The organism is Halioxenophilus sp. WMMB6, assembly GCF_033283405.1.
Taxonomy (GTDB): Bacteria; Pseudomonadota; Gammaproteobacteria; order Pseudomonadales; family Cellvibrionaceae; genus Halioxenophilus.
Window position 1 is genome coordinate 127,413 of sequence record NZ_JAWMQR010000010.1, and the last position, 17,355, is coordinate 144,767.

At 58.7% G+C, this 17,355-nt stretch carries 16 protein-coding genes; 14 read left to right on the forward strand and 2 right to left on the reverse strand.

Translation table 11 applies throughout. The features are described 5' to 3' along the window. The first annotated feature begins 168 nt into the window (after positions 1-168). The 4 genes from SBL51_RS19905 (at position 169) to SBL51_RS19920 (ending at position 5,752) form a co-directional block, all read left to right on the forward strand. Positions 169-1,323, forward strand: a complete 1,155-nt coding sequence (locus SBL51_RS19905; RefSeq protein WP_317932896.1) for a PilT/PilU family type 4a pilus ATPase — start codon at positions 169-171, stop codon at positions 1,321-1,323. A 508-nt stretch (positions 1,324-1,831) separates the two neighbouring features. Beyond that, positions 1,832-2,173 (forward strand): hypothetical protein, encoded by a 342-nt coding sequence (locus tag SBL51_RS19910; RefSeq protein ID WP_317932897.1) that lies wholly within the window; start codon positions 1,832-1,834, stop codon positions 2,171-2,173. Between the two features lie 270 nt (positions 2,174-2,443). Further along, on the forward strand, positions 2,444-4,831 hold the full coding sequence (locus tag SBL51_RS19915; RefSeq protein WP_317932898.1) for a fatty acid cis/trans isomerase: 2,388 nt from the start codon (positions 2,444-2,446) through the stop codon (positions 4,829-4,831). A 75-nt stretch (positions 4,832-4,906) separates the two neighbouring features. Then, the gene (locus SBL51_RS19920; RefSeq protein WP_317932899.1) at positions 4,907-5,752 is read left to right on the forward strand and encodes a glycosyltransferase family 2 protein; all 846 of its coding nucleotides are present in this window, start codon (positions 4,907-4,909) and stop codon (positions 5,750-5,752) included. Between the two features lie 11 nt (positions 5,753-5,763). On the opposite strand, the gene SBL51_RS19925 is transcribed toward SBL51_RS19920, so the two are convergent. Continuing rightward, positions 5,764-6,168 (reverse strand): hemerythrin family protein, encoded by a 405-nt coding sequence (locus SBL51_RS19925; RefSeq protein ID WP_317932900.1) that lies wholly within the window; start codon positions 6,166-6,168, stop codon positions 5,764-5,766. Positions 6,169-6,589: 421 nt separating this feature from the next. On the opposite strand from SBL51_RS19925, the gene rbsK reads away from it, so the two are divergent. The 6 genes from rbsK (at position 6,590) to SBL51_RS19955 (ending at position 13,363) form a co-directional block, all read left to right on the forward strand. Next, positions 6,590-7,528 carry a ribokinase gene (gene rbsK / locus SBL51_RS19930; RefSeq protein ID WP_317932901.1) on the forward strand — a complete coding sequence of 313 codons (939 nt, stop codon included), beginning with the start codon at positions 6,590-6,592 and terminating at the stop codon, positions 7,526-7,528. 25 nt (positions 7,529-7,553) lie between these two features. Further along, positions 7,554-7,961, forward strand: a complete 408-nt coding sequence (locus tag SBL51_RS19935) for a GNAT family N-acetyltransferase (RefSeq protein ID WP_317932902.1) — start codon at positions 7,554-7,556, stop codon at positions 7,959-7,961. A gap of 136 nt (positions 7,962-8,097) precedes the next feature. Then, positions 8,098-9,093 carry a sugar ABC transporter substrate-binding protein gene (locus SBL51_RS19940; protein WP_317932903.1) on the forward strand — a complete coding sequence of 332 codons (996 nt, stop codon included), beginning with the start codon at positions 8,098-8,100 and terminating at the stop codon, positions 9,091-9,093. A gap of 9 nt (positions 9,094-9,102) precedes the next feature. Beyond that, positions 9,103-10,647, forward strand: a complete 1,545-nt coding sequence (locus tag SBL51_RS19945) for a sugar ABC transporter ATP-binding protein (RefSeq protein ID WP_317932904.1) — start codon at positions 9,103-9,105, stop codon at positions 10,645-10,647. 24 nt (positions 10,648-10,671) lie between these two features. Then, the gene (locus SBL51_RS19950) at positions 10,672-11,673 is read left to right on the forward strand and encodes an ABC transporter permease (protein WP_317932905.1); all 1,002 of its coding nucleotides are present in this window, start codon (positions 10,672-10,674) and stop codon (positions 11,671-11,673) included. A 157-nt stretch (positions 11,674-11,830) separates the two neighbouring features. Beyond that, complete coding sequence (locus SBL51_RS19955) at positions 11,831-13,363, forward strand: MFS transporter (protein WP_317932906.1); 1,533 nt, start codon at positions 11,831-11,833, stop codon at positions 13,361-13,363. On the opposite strand, the gene SBL51_RS19960 is transcribed toward SBL51_RS19955, so the two are convergent. Further along, on the reverse strand, positions 13,360-14,004 hold the full coding sequence (locus SBL51_RS19960; protein ID WP_317932907.1) for a DUF2959 domain-containing protein: 645 nt from the start codon (positions 14,002-14,004) through the stop codon (positions 13,360-13,362). The genes SBL51_RS19955 and SBL51_RS19960 overlap by 4 nt on opposite strands. Before the next feature lie 173 nt (positions 14,005-14,177). Between SBL51_RS19960 and SBL51_RS19965 the strand changes: the two genes are divergently transcribed. The 4 genes from SBL51_RS19965 to SBL51_RS19980 all read left to right on the forward strand — a co-directional run bounded on the left by SBL51_RS19965 (position 14,178) and on the right by SBL51_RS19980 (position 17,323). Further along, positions 14,178-14,642, forward strand: a complete 465-nt coding sequence (locus tag SBL51_RS19965; RefSeq protein WP_317932908.1) for a YaiI/YqxD family protein — start codon at positions 14,178-14,180, stop codon at positions 14,640-14,642. 10 nt (positions 14,643-14,652) lie between these two features. Continuing rightward, positions 14,653-15,060, forward strand: a complete 408-nt coding sequence (locus tag SBL51_RS19970) for a VOC family protein (protein ID WP_317932909.1) — start codon at positions 14,653-14,655, stop codon at positions 15,058-15,060. A 307-nt stretch (positions 15,061-15,367) separates the two neighbouring features. Beyond that, the gene (locus SBL51_RS19975) at positions 15,368-15,922 is read left to right on the forward strand and encodes a flavodoxin (RefSeq protein WP_317932910.1); all 555 of its coding nucleotides are present in this window, start codon (positions 15,368-15,370) and stop codon (positions 15,920-15,922) included. 33 nt (positions 15,923-15,955) lie between these two features. After that, on the forward strand, positions 15,956-17,323 hold the full coding sequence (locus SBL51_RS19980) for a (Fe-S)-binding protein (protein ID WP_317932911.1): 1,368 nt from the start codon (positions 15,956-15,958) through the stop codon (positions 17,321-17,323). The last annotated feature ends 32 nt before the right edge of the window (positions 17,324-17,355 follow it).

The window sequence follows — 17,355 nt, forward strand, 5'->3', positions numbered from 1 at the left end:
GCGGTGGAGGTTAACTGTCTGCCTGTAGGGGCGATCGGCGATCGCCCGAGAGGGCTGGGTTTAACCCGTAATCCATTAACCCGCAGATGGGCGGCCGCCGGTTGCCCCTACGGCCTTCGCTTTGCGGTTTTCTGTCTATACTAATTTTATTTGCCCAGGGAATGATCGATGAAGTTTGAAGATTATCTGAAGATACTTGCCTTTAAAGATGGTTCGGATCTCTACCTCAGTACCGGGGCTCCCCCCTGTGCCAAGTTCCAGGGCCAACTGAAGCCCCTGGAGAAGAACCCGCTGCAGCCCGGTGAGATCGCTGAAATTGCCCAATCGTTGATGGATGAGAAGCAGCGTAAGGAGTTTGCCGAGGAGCTGGAGATGAACCTGGCGATATCCATGTCCGGTATTGGCCGTTTTCGTATCAATATTTTCAAGCAGCGCAACGAGATCTCGATTGTTGCTCGTAACATCAAGACTGAAATCCCCAAATTCGACGATCTGCGCCTGCCACCCATCCTGAAAGAGGTGATCAACAAGAAACGGGGCCTGGTGCTGTTTGTCGGTGCCACCGGTTCCGGTAAATCGACCTCCCTGGCGGCGCTGATCGACCACCGCAACAGCACCAGCGCCGGCCACATTATCACCGTGGAAGATCCGGTGGAGTTTGTCCACCGCCACAAAAAATCGGTGATCAATCAACGCGAAGTGGGGGTTGATACCCACAGCTTCCACAACGCCTTGAAAAACACCCTGCGCCAGGCGCCGGATGTGATCCTGATTGGTGAGATTCGCGACCGCGAGACCATGGAGCACTGCCTGGCCTTTGCCGAAACCGGCCACCTCGCCATCTCCACCCTGCACGCCAATAACGCCAACCAGGCGCTGGACCGGATTATCAACTTCTTCCCGGAAGAGCGCCGGGCGCAGTTGTTGATGGATCTCTCCTCCAATATTCAGGCGTTTGTTTCCCAGCGTTTGATCCCCACTGTGGATGGCAAACGGGCGGCGGCGGTGGAGGTGCTGCTTGGCACGGCCACTATTCAGGAGAAGATTCTCAAAGGCGAGTTTGAAGATATCAAAGAGATTATGGAGAAGTCGGAAAACCTCGGTATGCAAACCTTCGATACCGCGCTCTTTTATCTCTATCGCGAGGGCCGCATCACCTTGGATGAGGCGATCCACAATGCCGACTCCCCCAACAACCTGCGCCTGCGCATTAAACTGGCGGGCAATGCCGGCAGTGGTGCCGGCGCCGCCGGCGATCAGAAGATGAGCCTGGCGCTGGAGGAGATTGCCGAAGAGGAAGAGGAACCCGGCGCGTCTCATTAATGGTGGTTGCCAAGCTCGCCTGCCCGGCTGGGAAATAAAACCTGCCGCCCTTCCCCTATAAAACCAGCCTTTAATAAAACCTGCACAGTCTCAACCACTGTGCAGGTTTTTTTATTGCTTTTGCTGTGAGCCGACCGGCGCGGTGACCAGTAACGGTTTGCTTACTACCGCCAGAAAGCCCACTGAACCGCAGCTGAACCATAAAAAATATTGGCAAAAATCGCCGCAACTATTTCAGAAAATCAAATCGGGTTTTCGCGTTGGAAAAAATTATTTGTCACTGCCTGCCAACTTATTAACAAACGCTTTTATTAGCGCGTGTTACTCCAATGGCTCGGCAATTTTTACCAGGCAACGGAAAGTAAGAACCGGTTCACAGCCTGGCCGACAAATCGACGATGACTTCGCATCTTGAAGGTTTGCTCTGTTGGAAAATCGGCAAAGTCCTTCTAATACTGATAGATCGGAAAAATATCCATTTAGTCACCGTGGTAAAAGGAGACAGTTTATGTCAGTGATTAGTGCCTCAGTTAAAGCCAAGCGATTGGCATCGGTGGTCACCATCGCCCTGGCCGCTTTGGTCAGCAGTACCGGCGCCTGGGCTGGTAACAATCATCACGACAGCGGCCTGCCACCCGGTTTGGCGAAAAAAGCCGCAGCCGGTCAGCCACTGCCGCCTGGCTGGCAGAAGAAACTGGTGGTTGGCCACCGTCTGGATCGCGATATCTACCGCCACGGCGATGTGATTGTGGCGGATGACCGCGGCCTGGTGACCGTGCGTATCGAAGGTAAATTGGTTCGTCTGGTGGAAAATACGCTGGAGATTGTCGATATTCTCGACACGCTGTAAGTGGTAAACCTTAATACCGCAGGTGTGGCTCTACCATCGGCCACGCCTGACCGGCCGGAGCCGCGCTCCGGCCTCCCCGCTCAACGCCCTGCCATCACCACAAATTTATCTAGCCGCTGCCATCACGCTGGTTGTTAACCGGACGCTCTGGTCCGTTGTTGGCGGCGCTCTGGTGATAATCACCGGGTGCAAGGCTGGCGCGATTGTCTTATATTGGGCCCCTTATCGAGGGGGCACCCCCGCAGCGCCTCGGCACAAATTTGTGATGCAATGGTTATATTGAAACGCGGCGCTGGTCGTCTGTCACAACGGTTGTTGATCCTCACCGCCCTGTTTACGCTGGTGGCCTGTTCGGCACTTACCCACTACGAGTTAAACCAGCGTTTTGGCAGCCCAGAGCCTAAAGCGCGGATAACGGCCGATAGCCAGCAGACGCAGCTTTTTCGCGAGCAGGTAGAGCCCATCCTCAATAGCCGCTGTGTGGTCTGCCACGCCTGTTACGACGCCCCCTGCCAGCTGAAGTTGTCCTCGCCCGAAGGTATCGACCGGGGCCTAACCCAAGCCAAGGTCTACAGTGCCAAGCGCCTGATTGCCGCCGACCCAACCCGCCTGTTTATCGATGAAACCACTACCGAAGGCTGGCGTTCGGTAGGCTTCGACCCGGTATTGAATGAGCGCAGCGATACGCCCGACGCCAACTTGGCCGGCAGCCTGCTCTACCAGCTGTTGGCTTTGAAGCAGCAGCACCCTCTGCCCGACGATACCACTCTTGCGAGCGATACGTTTGACTTTGCCCTGCACCGCAACGAGAGCTGCCCCACCCGCGAAAGCTTTGACACCTACGCCAGGGCCAACCCTCTGGCCGGTATGCCCTACGGTATGCCGGGACTGAATGCCGGTGAGTTCGCCAGCATTGAGCAGTGGCTGGCAACGGGTGGCCGGCTGCCGGCGCCCGAGCCGTTGCCGGCGGCCCTGGCCAGTAGTGTCGCCGAGTGGGAGGCGCTGCTCAACCAGCCGGACAACAAAACTCAGCTGGTGGCCCGCTACCTCTATGAGCACCTCTTTCTGGCCAATCTCTACTTCGATGAGGTAGAGCCCGAGCCGGCGGCGCGCACCTATTTTAAGCTGGTGCGCTCGCTCACCCCGCCAGGGCAGGCGATTGAGATTATCGCCAGCCGCCGACCCACCGACGACCCGGGCAGCAGTCACATCTACTACCGTTTGCAGGCGCAAAGCTCGACGGTGGTGGCTAAAACCCATCTGCCCTACCCGTTGAACCACCAGCGCCGCCAGTGGCTGCAGCGGCTCTTTTTTGATGAGCCCTTCGAGGTGGCCGGCCTGCCCGGTTACGAGCGTGAGCACGCCAACCCGTTTGCCACCTTCGCCGCGATTCCCGCCCGCTCGCGCTATGAGTTTCTATTGGCCGACAGCCACTACTATATTGCCGGGTTTATTAAGGGGCCGGTCTGTCGTGGGCCGGTGGCGGTGGATGTGATCAACGACCGTTTCTGGGTGGTGTTTGTTAACCCCAAGGCTACGGCACTGCCCATGCTCGACGGCTTTTTGGAATCGCAGGCCGCCAATTTACGCCTGCCCGGCGAACAGGGCAGCAATGGCAATATCCTCGCCTACTGGCTCACCTATTCTGAATTGCACCGCAACTATCTGGTGGCCAAGGGCGGCGCCCTGCAGTCTCTGTTTGCCGAGCAACCCATCGACCTGGATCTAATCTGGGATGGCGACAGCAACAACGCCAATGCCGCGCTCACCATTTTCCGCAACTACGACGATGCCGCCGTGGTGCGTGGCCTGGTGGGCACACCGCCGAAAACCGCCTGGGTGATCGACTACCCGCTGTTGGAGCGCATCCACTACCTGCTGACGGTGGATTTCGATGTTTACGGTAATCTCGCCCACCAGTTGAACACGCGCATGTACATGGACTTTTTGCGCATAGAGGGCGAGCTTAACTTTTTAACCCTGTTGCCGGCGGCCGAGCGCGCTAAACTGCTCGACTACTGGTACCGGGATGCGGCCGAGCGGGTGGTGAAGCAGCTGCAGAGTTACCACATCGAAAAACTGGGCGAGACCGCCGTGGCCTACCAAACTGAAACACCCCAGCTGGAGCTCTACCAGCAGCTGCGCCAGCATCTGCAGCCGGTGCTGTCGGATTTTTATAGCCTGGCTAATGCCCAGGTGCCGGAGCCACAGGCGCAGCTACTTAGTCAGTTAGAGGCCATTCGCGGCCCGGCAGCCAGCCAGCTTTCGGAAACCACACTGCTGCTGGTGGAGGGGCCCAATAATAAAAAGTGGCTCTACACATTGCTGGCCAATCACGCGCACCTCAACATCACCAGCTTGTTTGCCGAGCAGAGCAATCGCATACCGGCGGAGGACTCCATCACCGTGGCCAAGGGTGTCATTGGCGACTACCCCAACACCTTTTTAAGGGTGACGGAAGCGGCCCTACCAGAGTTGGTGGCCGACATCACCGTCATTGAAAATGCTGAAGATTATGCCCACCTGTTGGATCACTACGGCGTGCGGCGCACCAACCCCGATTTTTGGGCCTTTAGTGATGAGCTGCACCAACTCTACCGGGCAGGCCAGCCCGCCAGCGCCGGCTGGTTGGACTACAACCGTTTTGAAAACCGTTAACAGCACACGCTATCGCTGAGATGGCTGTGTCCTGCGGTTTAAAAATAAATGCCAAATGGCTTTTAGGAAAATTCAGTGCAAACCCGTAATGACTCGCTCACCATCGCCATAGTGTCGTACAACAGTGCCGAGGTAATCATTAACAGCCTGGGCGACTTTATCGATCAGAATGCCTTTCCCGTGGTGGTGGTCGATAACGCCAGCCAGGATGGCAGCGCCGGGACGTTGCGGCAGCGCTTCCCCCACATTGAGGTGATCGCGCTCGATACCAATATCGGCTACGGCCGGGCGGCCAATCGCGTGTTACAGCACTGCCAAAGCCGCTACGGCCTGCTGCTCAACCCGGATATCTCGGCCTCGGTGGCCGGCTGTGAGCGCTTAATCGAACTGCTCGAAGGCGAGGCCAATGCTGCCATCATCGCCCCGGCCACCGATGCGAAAGATGCCGCCCAGCTACCGGTGCGGGAGAAGCGCTGGGTGATCGGCGCGGCCTTGCTGTTTGATATGGCAAAGCTGCGCCAACTCAACTTTTTTGATGAGCGTATTTTTCTCTATTACGAAGAGAAGGATCTCTGTTATCGCGCCTGGCAGGCGGGCTATCGGGTTGTGCTGGCGCCGGAGGTCTACTTTCCCCACCTGCGTGGTAAATCGACACCGGCGAGTGACGCCAATACCTATTTAAGGCAGTGGCATGTGGGCTGGTCGAGCGCCTACTACAACCATAAACATGGCCTGGATGTCGGCAAGCGTTCGCTCTGGCGCCTGCGGCTGGGTTTGTGGGCCAAGCTGATCAGCAATTTCGATCCGGCCAAACAACTGAAATTCCGGGCGCGCCTGGCCGGTATCGCTGCCTTTACTCGCGGTGAGCAGGCGTTTGATCGCAATGGCCAGCCGAATGCCAATGCCCGTCTGAAAAAATAGCGCTGCGGCTGTTAACCCTGTTCGGCTTTAAGTTCTGCCGCCAGCGCGCTGTCCATGGTTTGGGCGTGGGTGTGAAACCACTGCAACAGGCTATCGGCCACCCAGGCGCGGGCCATGGTGTGGCGTCCGGCGGCGACCCGCTCGTTGAAGCGATCCATATCGCCGAGAATGCGCTGATGGTCGGCGACGTGTTCAGCCATGGCCGCGTGACCAATGCGGCTCATGCTCGCCTCCTCGTCGGCAAAGTGGGCCTGGGTGTGGTTGAACAGCTGCTGCATGGCGCCGGCGAAACCGGCTTTGTCGGCCGCGCAGGCCGCCGCCACTTGATTTAAAAACTGGCGGTGGGTCTCATCCATGGTATCGACGCCCAGGCAGTACTCCTGCTCAAAGCGGGTTAAAAAATCCTGAGCGGACATGGGGTTCTCCTCTTTTCATGCGGCCGCAAGCAGCTTATCCGTCTTACGGCAGTGTCGCTTTTTACGTACTCTTTTGTGTATGGCATGCGCCGCTGCGGGAGCACCCGGCGAGTGCTCTGATAGGTCTGTCTGAAGGGCGTATTGCAGAATTTGTACCCGCGGCCGCGACAGAGCGATTGCGTAAAAGCAGAGAAGCGTCGGCAGCCGTGATGTCGCGATTGGCAAAGCGCGGCCGGGCGGCTCTCCTTTATAATTGATCGATTGGCCAGAATTTGGCCGGCGTGTTTGATGGTGGTTGAAGGCCGGCGGCCTTGTCGAACTTGAAACAATCCGTTGCAAAATAGATTCAAAAATAACAAGCAAAATTATCACGACAAATAGCAACGACAAACAGCCACAACAAAAAACAATAGGCGGGCGTATGGCGGCAAAACTGGTGGTGTTTGGCAGTACTAATTGGGATATGTCCATGCGTCTGCCCACCATTCCCCGGGCGAAAGAGACGGTGCGCGGTGGCCAGTGTCACTTCTGTTTGGGCGGCAAGGGTGCCAACCAGGCGGTGGCCGCGGCCAAAGCCGGCGGTGAGGTGCTGTTTGTGTCGGGCCTGGGTGACGACGCCGTGGCCGAGCAGGTACGCGCAGAGTTAGCCGGTGCCGGGCTGGCAAGTGATGGCCTGCTTACCATCAGTGGCAGTGAGACCGGCAAGGCGATGATCTTTGTCGATGCCGAGGGTGAGAACTGCATCGGTGTCGCCGATGGCGCCAACGCCGCGCTCTTGCCCAGCCATCTGGCCGGCTACCGTGAGCAGTTACAGGCGGCGGATTTTCTGCTGCTGCAGTTGGAGATCCCTATGGCGACGGTGACCGCCGCTGCGCAACTGGCCAAATCCCTCGCCACGCAGGTTATCCTCAACCCGGCGCCGGCCGCCCCGCTACCGGCGGAGCTGTTGGCCTGTGTCGATATCCTTACCCCCAATCAGATTGAAATTGCTCAGATCACCGGCCTCACTATTAACAGTGAGGCCGACCTGCACCGCGCCGCCGATCAACTGCTGGCGCAGGGGTTGTCGGCGGTGTTGGTGACCTTGGGCGGTGCAGGGGTGTTTGTCGCCAGCCGGGAGGAGCGCTTTACCAGCCCCGCCTACACCGTACCGGTGGTGGATACCACCGCCGCGGGTGATGTCTTTAATGGCGCCTTGGCTGTGGCCCTGGCTGAGGGTGGCTCCCTGGGCAGCGCGGTACAGTTTGCATCGGCGGCGGCCGCGCTTTCCGTTACCATGGCCGGGGCCCTGCCCTCGATACCCAGCCGCACGCAGATTGAAAACTTTATGGGCTCTGCGACTGCAACCGATAACAAATAGACGTTTATGAATTCAGGAGTGGAAATTGGCCTACGAGCTTAAGGAAGAGATCCCCGATATAGATGTCTATATTGCGATTCGCTTGGCTGCGGGGCTTTCCAGAAAATCTGTTGAAGCGGCATCGATAGGGCTGCCAAACAGCATCTATTCGGTGGTTGTCTATTTTTCAGGAGTTGCCATTGGCATCGGCCGAGTGATAGGCGATGGTGGCTGCTTTTTTGAAATCACTGACATTGCTGTTCGACCGGAACATCAGCAACAGGGCGTTGGCCGCAAAATAATGCAAGCCTTGGTTGATTATCTACACGCTAACGCTCCGGCAACCGCATTCGTAAGTTTACACGCAGATCATGGCACACCTGAATTTTACAAAAAATTTGGCTTTTCGCTGGCCGAGCTACCTAAGTCAGCGGGCATGTACATGAGAATTTAACTCATGCCCAAGGGGGTAAATTTTACCCCGCTGTTAATAAACAATGGTTAATAAATAGGGCATCAATAAACAAACCGTTCAGCAACGGCTTGGTGAATTAACCACGCAGCAACCCGACCAAAATAAGGCAACCAGCATGATGCAGAAAAAACGACTCTTCCATTTCACCCCGCACTGGCGCCGGGTGCTGTTGGCCCTGGTGGCATTAATGGCCGTGGTCGGCTGCTCTCCGGGCGACGACAGCAGCGCCGGAGGCGATGATAAAAGCCACAAACCAAAAGTGGCGCTGATTATGAAATCCCTGGCCAACGAGTTTTTCGTGACCATGGCCGAGGGCGCCAAGCAGCACCAAAGTGAGCACGCCGACCAGTACGACCTGATTGTTAACGGCATTAAAGATGAGAGCGATTTAACCCAGCAGGTGGCGCTGGTGGAGCAGATGGTCGCCGCCGGTGTGGATGTGATTGTTATCGCCCCGGCCGACTCCAAAGCGCTGATACCGGCCCTTAAGCGCGCCGTGAAAAATGGTGTGGTGGTGGTCAATATCGATAACAAACTGGATACCCACATTCTGCAGGCATCGGAATTAACTATTCCCTTTGTCGGCCCCGATAACCTGGCCGGCGCGCGTATGGTGGGCGACTACCTGGCCGGCCAACTGGCCCCCGGCAGCGAGGTCGCCATTATGGGGGGTATTGCTACCGCCTTTAACGGCCAGCAACGGGTGAAGGGCTTTCAGGCGGCGATGCTGGCAGCCGGTATGAAAATTGTCGATTTCCAAAATGGTGATTGGATGCAGGCCAAGGCGAGTACCATCACCTCTGCGTTAATTACCGAGCACCCCGACTTAAAAGCGATTCTCTGCGCGAACGACAGCATGGCCATCGGCGCCGCGGCGGCGCTGAAAAAAGCCGATAAATCGGAAGCGATTCAACTGGTTGGCTTTGATAATATTCAGGCCGCCCGCGAATTAATTAAAAGTGGCCGGCTGCTGGCCACGGCCGATCAATACGGCGATCAACTGGCGGTGTTTGGTATTGAATTCGCGTTACAGATTTTGGCCGGCGGTATGCCGGAAGATAAAAAGACGCCGGTCGATCTGATCACCAGCGACAGCCTGGCCACTGAATAAAGATCGCCAATGGAGAGCAATAGTCCGCCCCTGCTGCGCATAATCGACCTGCATAAATCGTTTAATGTACCGGTGTTAACCGGCATTGATATCGATATTCATGCCGGTGAAGTGCACGCCCTGATGGGGGCCAACGGTGCCGGCAAATCGACCCTGTGCAATATTGTCGCGGGTTTTCTGCCGGCCAGCGCCGGCCAGCTGTTGTTGGCCGGCGAGCCCTACGCACCCGAGTCGGTGAACGCCGCCGAGCAAGAGGGTGTACGGCTGGTGATGCAGGAGCTCAATCTGATTGGCAACTTATCGGTTGCCGAAAATATCTCGCTGCGCAATCTGCCCAACCGCTTTGGTTTTATAAAAAAATCGGTGCTGCATCGGCAGGCCGAGCAGGCGCTGGCGCTGGTGGGTTTGCAGGCTATCGACCCAGATACGCCGCTCAACCAGTTGGGGGTTGGCCAGCAGCAGTTGGTGGAGATCGCGGCAACCATCACCAAGCCGTGCCGGCTGTTAATTTTGGACGAGCCCACCGCGGCCTTGACCGACCCCCAAATTGATCGCCTGTTTGAGCAGCTTAAGCAGTTAAAGGCGGCGGGCACCGCCATTATTTATATCAGCCATCGTATGGCGGAAATTCAGCGCATTGCCGATCGCATTACCGTGATGCGCGACGGCAAAAGTGTCGCCACCACCGACGCCCACGCCACCAGTGTGGCGGAGATAGTGCAGCACATGACCGGTGAGACCCAGGGCCGCCACGCAGACTACACCCGGCGTGTTACCGGGCCGCTCGCCTTGCGGGTAGTGGGTTTGTCGCGGGCACCGTTGTTGCAGGCAATTGACCTGGCTATTTATCGCGGCGAAATTCTTGGCATCGCCGGGTTGATCGGCTCGGGCCGCACGGAGTTGTTGCGCGCCCTGTTTGGAGCCGATGGTGCCCGTGCCGGCGATGAGGGTTACCTGCAGTTGGGCGAGGCCGGCCCGCGGCTGGTGTTTACCAGCCCCAGTGAAGCAATTGCCGCCGGCCTTGGTTTAATTCCCGAAGACCGCAAACAACAGGGGCTGCTGCTGAGCGACTCCATCGCCGGCAATATTAGCCTGGCCAACCTGGGCGCGGTGAGCAACCGTTGGGGTTGGTTGCAAACCAGCCGCGAGGAGCGTGCGGCCGAAAGCTATCGCCAGCAGTTGGCCATAAAATGCAAAGCCGTCAGTCAGCCGGTGGCGCAGTTGAGCGGCGGTAACCAACAGAAGGTGGTGATCAGCCGCTGGCTGTTTCGCGACCGGGAAATTCTGCTGTTCGACGAACCCACCCGCGGTATCGATATGCACACCAAACAGCGCATCTACCAGCTGTTGCACGAACTGGCTCTGCAGGGCAAGGCGATTGTTATGGTCTCCAGTGAGACCAGCGAATTGACCACCCTCTGCGATCGCATTGCGGTGATATCCAACGGTGCCATCAGCGCGCTGTTTGAACGCGGCGAGTGGACGCCGGAAAAGCTATTGGCGGCCGCCTTTAAGGGCTATAGCGAGCGGCCCTCGGCCGCAGAATTAAATTAATTGGTACATCAGTTAGGGAGCAGTATGTCGTCGCTACGACGTTTTATTCCATGGGAGTATCTTGGCCTGGCAAGTGTGCTGGCGGCGCTGGTGTTGCTGTTCAGCCTGCTCAGTAATCACTTCTTTTCCGCACTTACTTTTGTCACCCTGGCCAATCAAATTCCGGCACTCACCGTCATTGCCGTGGGCATGACATTGGTGTTGGTGATTGCCGGTATCGATCTCTCGGTGGGTTCGGTAATGGCACTCAGTGGCGCGGTCTTGGGGTTGGCGCTGGCCGACTGGCAGCTGCCGCTGCTGTTGGCGATTCCGCTGTGTCTGTTGGTCGGCTGTGTGTGTGGTTATGTCAACGGATTTATCAGCGCCTACTGGACCATTCCCTCGTTTATTGTTTCGCTCGGCATGTTGGAAATTGCCCGCGGCGGCGCCTACCTGGTCACCGATTCGCAAACCAAATATCTGGGCGGCTCGGTGGAGGCGATTGGTGCCCCCCTGCCCGGGTTGGGTCTGTCACCGGCACTGTTGTTGGCGGTGGCCTGCGTCATTGCCGGCCAGGTGTTGTTATCGAAAACCGTGTTTGGCCGCTACCTGATTGCCATCGGCACCAATGAAGAGGCGGTGCGTTTATCGGGAATTAAATTATTGCCGATTAAAGTCTCGGTATTTGTACTGTCTGGCTTGATGGCGGGCTTGGGTGGTCTGTTTCATGTGGCCTATCTGGAGTCCGCGGATCCGAACGCCGGCATCGGCCTGGAGTTGTCGGCTATCGCCGCGGTGGTGATTGGCGGTACCAGTCTGGCGGGTGGCCGCGGCTCGGTGGTGAATACTTTTTTAGGTGTGCTGATTATCGCCGTGCTGCAAACGGGCCTGGCACAGGTTGGCGCCAGCGAACCGACCAAGCGGGTGATCACCGGTGCGGTAATTGTCGCCGCCGTGGTGTTGGATGTTTATCGGCATCGGGCCACCGGTTGGCGTGGCTGGCTGCAAAAAATTCTTCGGCAAAAAAAGCCGGCTGTGGCAGAATAAAAAATCTTATAAAAATTAAATTCTTCTACTGCCTTGCCAATTAATTTGCATCGGAAAGCCCGGCCAGCCATTTAATGGCCGACTTACCCTTGCCTGGTAGGGCGGTAAGCCTGCGCAAAATAAAGCGGAAAATTGCGGCTGAAGTCAGAGGTAACCGATGTCCGATAATAATAAAACGCAGGACGTGGATGATAACACCAGTGCTTACGATGTTATCGATCCCGCAATTAACCTCGGCGATAACCCCGGTGATCATTCCGGTAATAGCCTCAGTGATACCCCCAGCCAAAACAGCAACAATAATTTCAGCGATGATGCCGCTGCAAAGCAGCGCGAGAGCATCGGTACAAACCCCTACCCCTCCGGCTGGATAGGCTGGTACTCCACGGTTCTGTTGGCACTGCTCTACTGGCTCTCGCTGTTGGACCGCTCTATTATTTCGCTTTTGGTCGACCCGATTAAAAAGGATCTGGGTATCAGCGATGTGCAGTTTGGCATGCTGCACGGCATGGCCTTCGCCGTTACCTTCTCACTGTTTGGTCTGTTGGCCGGTACCATCGCCGACCGCTTTAACCGCCGTTGGGTGGTGTTTACCAGTGTCACTATCTGGTCGCTGGCCACCGCCGCCTGCGGTGTTGCCCACAATTTTTGGCAACTGCTGTTGGCGCGGGTGGGCGTTGGTGCCGGTGAGGCCGGCTTAAACCCCAGTGCCACCTCCATGATCAGCGACCTCTTCCCACCGGAAAAACTGACGCTGGCACTGGCCATCTATGCTCTGGGTGCCTCGGTGGGAGTGGGTACCGCCTTTCTGTTTGGCGGCGTGCTGGTGGAGAAGGTGGCGGCCACGGCGGTGGTGGTGTTGCCGCTGATTGGCGAGGTAAAAAGCTGGCAGGCGGTATTTTTTATTATCGGCCTGCCCGGTCTTTTTATTTCGCTGCTCAGCTTCACCATGCCGGAGCCGAGCCGCAAAGGGGTGCAAAGGCGGCAGACGCAGAGCTCTGTTGTCAGCGGCCTGTTTAGCAGCTATCGCGATCTGTTGCACTTTATTGGCAGCCGCAAGCAATTTTTTATGCACCACTACCTGGGCTTTGGTTTGGCCTCGGTCTGTTTTGTCGGCGGTTCGGCCTGGTACCCGGCGCACATGGCGCGCGCCTTCCACTGGCCGCCGTCGCAGATTGGCCTGGGCCTGGGGGTGGCCCTGGTGGTGGGTGGCATTCTCGGTAAATTGCTGTGCGGCTTCGCCATTGGTGTTTTGTATCGCCGTGGCTACAAGGATGCCCAGTTCCGCTGGTACGGCGGCTGTTTACTGGCCGCTCTGCCCATGGGTGTGGTGGCCGGCATTACCCCAAACCCCTGGCTGTTCCTGGTGCTGTTGGGGCTGTTTGTGATGTTGCTGGCGCCGCTCAATGCGGTCTATATCGCCTCGCTTAATCTGGTTACGCCCAATGAGTTGCGCGGTGCCGGGGTCGCCTTTTTTGGCTCGACGGTGGGCCTGCTGTCGCTCAGTTTGGGGCCCATTCTGGTGGCGGTTTTCTCCGACTGGTTGTTTGGCGGCGATGCCATCGGTTTGGGGCTGGCGCTGCTGTTTGGCCTGGTCTGCCCGGTGGCGGCGGTGGCACTGTTGACTGGCAGCGGTGCCATGCACAACGCGGTGGTGGCCGCCGAGCAGTGGACGCGGGCGAAAAATTAACGGTTGAGTTCGGCAATAAAGGCGTTGGACTGGTCGATCGCCGCCTGCATATTGGTCAGCAGCCTTTGCACATCGCTATTCACTGTGTTGAGCTCACCCTGTAAAGAGCTGATCGCGCGGGCGTTGAGGTTGTGTTTCAGGTAGAGCACGTTGTCACTCAGCGCCGTCAGCACCGGCGCCGTCGAGGCCTCGGCTTTGTGCATGGCGGTTATTAACCGTTGATAGCGCTTCTGGGTGTCGGCCAGTTTGGCGGCGCTGTCGCGGCGCAGGTTCTCGCTGTTGTAGAGCTTCAGCTCCTCCCGCCATTCGGCAAACAGATCTTCCGCCACGGTTTCGACGTCGTCGATGCGGCTGGAGATCTTATTGGCGGCGGACTGGCTGGCTTCCAACTCGCCTCGTAACTCCTCGTAGTAGGCTTCCAGATCACCGCCGTCAAAGGCGGCCACCAAACGGAACTGCTCCAGCGCGTTGGTGAACTGCACCTTGCCATCCTCCTGGGCCTCTTGCGCATCCTCCACCTGGTCGATCAACAGGTCGCGCTTCTCCACGCCTAACTTCTCCCAGGCGGCGTAATAGGCAGACTGGCAGCCGGTGAGGGTGACCAGGGCGAGGGTGAGGGTGAGTCTGGCAACAAGAGTCATGGCGGTTTCCGTTGTAGCTACACAAATGGGCTCTCTCAATATAGCGCATAGATCGCGCTGTGCTGGCGGCAGTCGAGCTTGCGGCGCCGGCGCCAATGGCGCTAACCTAGGCCGCGCCTGTCCCGGACAGACCGTATTCATTGAAGGCAAGAGCGCTAAACAGGGTAACAACAGTGGTAAATATTTGGGTTGATGCCGATGCCTGCCCGGTGGTGATCAAGGAGATTCTCTTTCGCGCCGCCAGCCGCACCAAAATCGAGACCACACTGGTGGCCAACCAGAGCATGTCGCTGCCCAACTCACCGTTTATCAAGCGGCTGATTGTCAGTTCTGGTTTCGATGTCGCCGACAACGAGATCGTGAAACGGGCCGAGGCCGGCGATATTGTCATCACCAGCGATATTCCCCTGGCGGCGGAGGTGCTGGCCAAGGGCGCCAAGGCGCTCAGCCCGCGCGGCGAGCTCTACACCGCCAATAACATCAAGGCCCGGCTTAATATCCGCGACTTTATGGACACCATGCGCGCCAGTGGCGTCAACACCGGAGGCCCGCCGCCCTTAAGCCAGGCCGACCGCAAAGCCTTTGCCGATAAGCTCGACCAGCTGCTGGCCAAAGCGCGCAGCAATCCCAACCCTTAGTGGAGCCCGCATGATCAAGATCCGAGGCCTGGACCATGTGGTGCTGCGCACCACGCAACTGCCGCAGATGCTGCACTTCTATGGCGATCTGCTCGGCTGCCCGGTGGAGCGGGAGATGCCGCCGGCCATGGGTCTCACCCAGCTGCGCGCCGGCAGCGCATTGATCGACCTGGTTACCGTCGACAGTGAACTGGGCCGCATGGGCGGCGGCGCCCCTCAGCAGCAGGGGCGCAATGTCGACCACTTCTGCCTGCAGGTGGAGCCGATCGCCATCGACGCCCTGCGCGACTACCTCACCCAGGCCGGCGTCGCCTGTCTGGAAGATGGCGAACGCTACGGCAGCGACGGCTTTGGCCTGTCGCTCTATGTGCTCGACCCGGAGGGCAACACCGTCGAGCTGCGGCCCCCGGCCGGCTGAGGCCAGCCACTCGCCACCCTTTGCCGCGGTTATGCCGGCGGCGACCAGCCGACCCTACCCCGCCAGGCACTGGCCTCTCCCCGGCCTGGAACAGGCCTTGCTGAACCCCTCCCAGAAATGGCTCTTTCCAAGGCCGGCGGCGGCCAAATTGTTGTGATTAGCACAATTCACCGCCTGCCCGCCAAGTTGAGCCAATCCGGCGCCTGTTGCAAAACCGACAATCCCGGTCCCAGGCCGGCCGCCGGCAACCACCCCGACCAGACCGCGCACCGTCAGCCAGTAAAGACAGAGAGTAGAGATCGCAGCCATGCAGAAGATAGGTATCTTTTTTGGAACCGAGACCGGCACCACCCGTTTGATTGCCAAAAAAATCTACAAACTCCTGGGCGACGACAACGCCGCCAAACCGTTGAATGTCAATCGTGTTACGGCGGAGGAGTTTCTGCAGTATGACGCGCTGATTCTGGGTACCCCCAGCTACGGCGTGGGCGAGATTCCCGGCCTCAGCGCCGGCTGCCTGGAGAAAAACTGGGAGGAGTTTCTGGCTCAGTTTGGCAAGCCTAACCTGACCGGCAAGCGCATCGCCATGTTTGGCCTGGGCGCCCAGGAGCGCTACGCCGAGCGTTTCTGCAGCTCACTGATTGCCCTCCACCAGACCTTTGCCGACCTGGGCGCGGAGATGATTGGCGACTGGTCCACCGAGGGTTACCAGTTTGACCACTCCGCCTCGGTGGTGGATGGCCGTTTTGTCGGCCTGGTGATCGACCAGCGCACCCAAGGCATGCATACCGACCAGCGCCTGGAGCAGTGGCTGCAGCAGGTGAAGCCGCAGCTGCTGCAAAAACTGCAGCGCGCCGCTTAAGGCGCGCGGCCGGTAAGCGGGTACCCAAACAGTATGAAATCCTTTCTCGACTGGTCTGCCTACAAAGACGCCGGCATGGGTGACGCCTATGCCGATATTCCCAAGCACGGTGGCGACTACGCCAAGGCGATTGCCGTCTGTATCAACAGTGGCCAGTGCGAAACCCTCAACAAGCAGGTGATGTGCCCCAGCTTCAAGGTGAGCGAAGAGGCCAGCCACTCCACCGGTGGCCGCGTACGCCTGTTGAAGGCGGCGCTGTCTGTCGACAACTGGCAGGAGGCCTTCACCGACCCGCAGCTGGCCGAGGCCATGGAGCTCTGTGTCTCCTGTAAGGGCTGCAAGCGGGAGTGCGACAACAACGTCGATATGGCCTTGATCAAGGCCGAATACTTGGCCTGGAAGGGGGCCAACCAGGGTTACTCCCGGCGCAGCCGGCTGTTTGCCGATACCCCCAAACTGCTGCACCGCTTCGCCTGGCTGGGACGCCTGCTGCGTTGGCGCAATCGCTCACCCTGGCTGCGCAAACTGGGTGGCCAATGGTTGGGGCTGGCGCCGGAAATGCCCCTGCCCGAGCCCGCGCCGGCGCCGCTGAGCGACGAACGTGCCCGGGCGCTGGTGGCCGAGTGGTGTGTTGAGGTCAATCCGGAGCTGCCCGAGGTGGTACTGCTGCTCGACACCTTTGCCCGCTACTTTGAGCCAGAGATTGCCGAGTCCGCCATCGCCCTGCTCGGTAAGGCCGGCTACCGGCTGTTTATCGCCAGCCCCATCGCCGAAGACCGCGAGCCGGAGCGGCCGCTCTGCTGTGGCCGCACCTACCTGGCCCAGGGCATGGTCGCCAAAGCCCGGGCCGAGGCCGGGCGCATGGCGGCGGCGCTCACCCCGCACATTCTGGCCGGGCGCACCATCGTCGGCCTGGAGGCCTCCTGTGTGCTGGGCTTGAAGGACGACGCCCTGGCCTTGGGGCTGGGTGAGTCAATGGCCATCATCTCCCGCCAGGTGTTTCTGCTGGAGGAGTTTCTGGCCAAAGAGATTATGGCCAAGCGCCTCAACCTGCCTCTGGCCGGCAACAGCGAGGTCGAGCTGCTCATCCACGGCCACTGCCACCAGAAGGCGGTGGGGGCGATGAAGTCGGTGCGCCGGCTGCTGAAGCAGTACCCCGAGATCAAATTCTCCATGGTGGAGTCCGGCTGCTGCGGCATGGCCGGCACCTTCAGCCTGGAGGCGGAACACCACGAGATCGGCATCGCCATGGCCAAGCAGGCGCTAATGCCGGCCCTGGCCGCCAACCAATCCGCGCAGGTGGTGGCCAATGGTTTCTCCTGTCGCCAGCAGATGCGCGCCCTGGGTGACCAGCGGCCTCAGCATCTGGCGGTCTATCTGCGCAGCCTATTGGCCGACTAAGCGCGCTGCTGCGCTTTGGTCGGCAGGTGGTA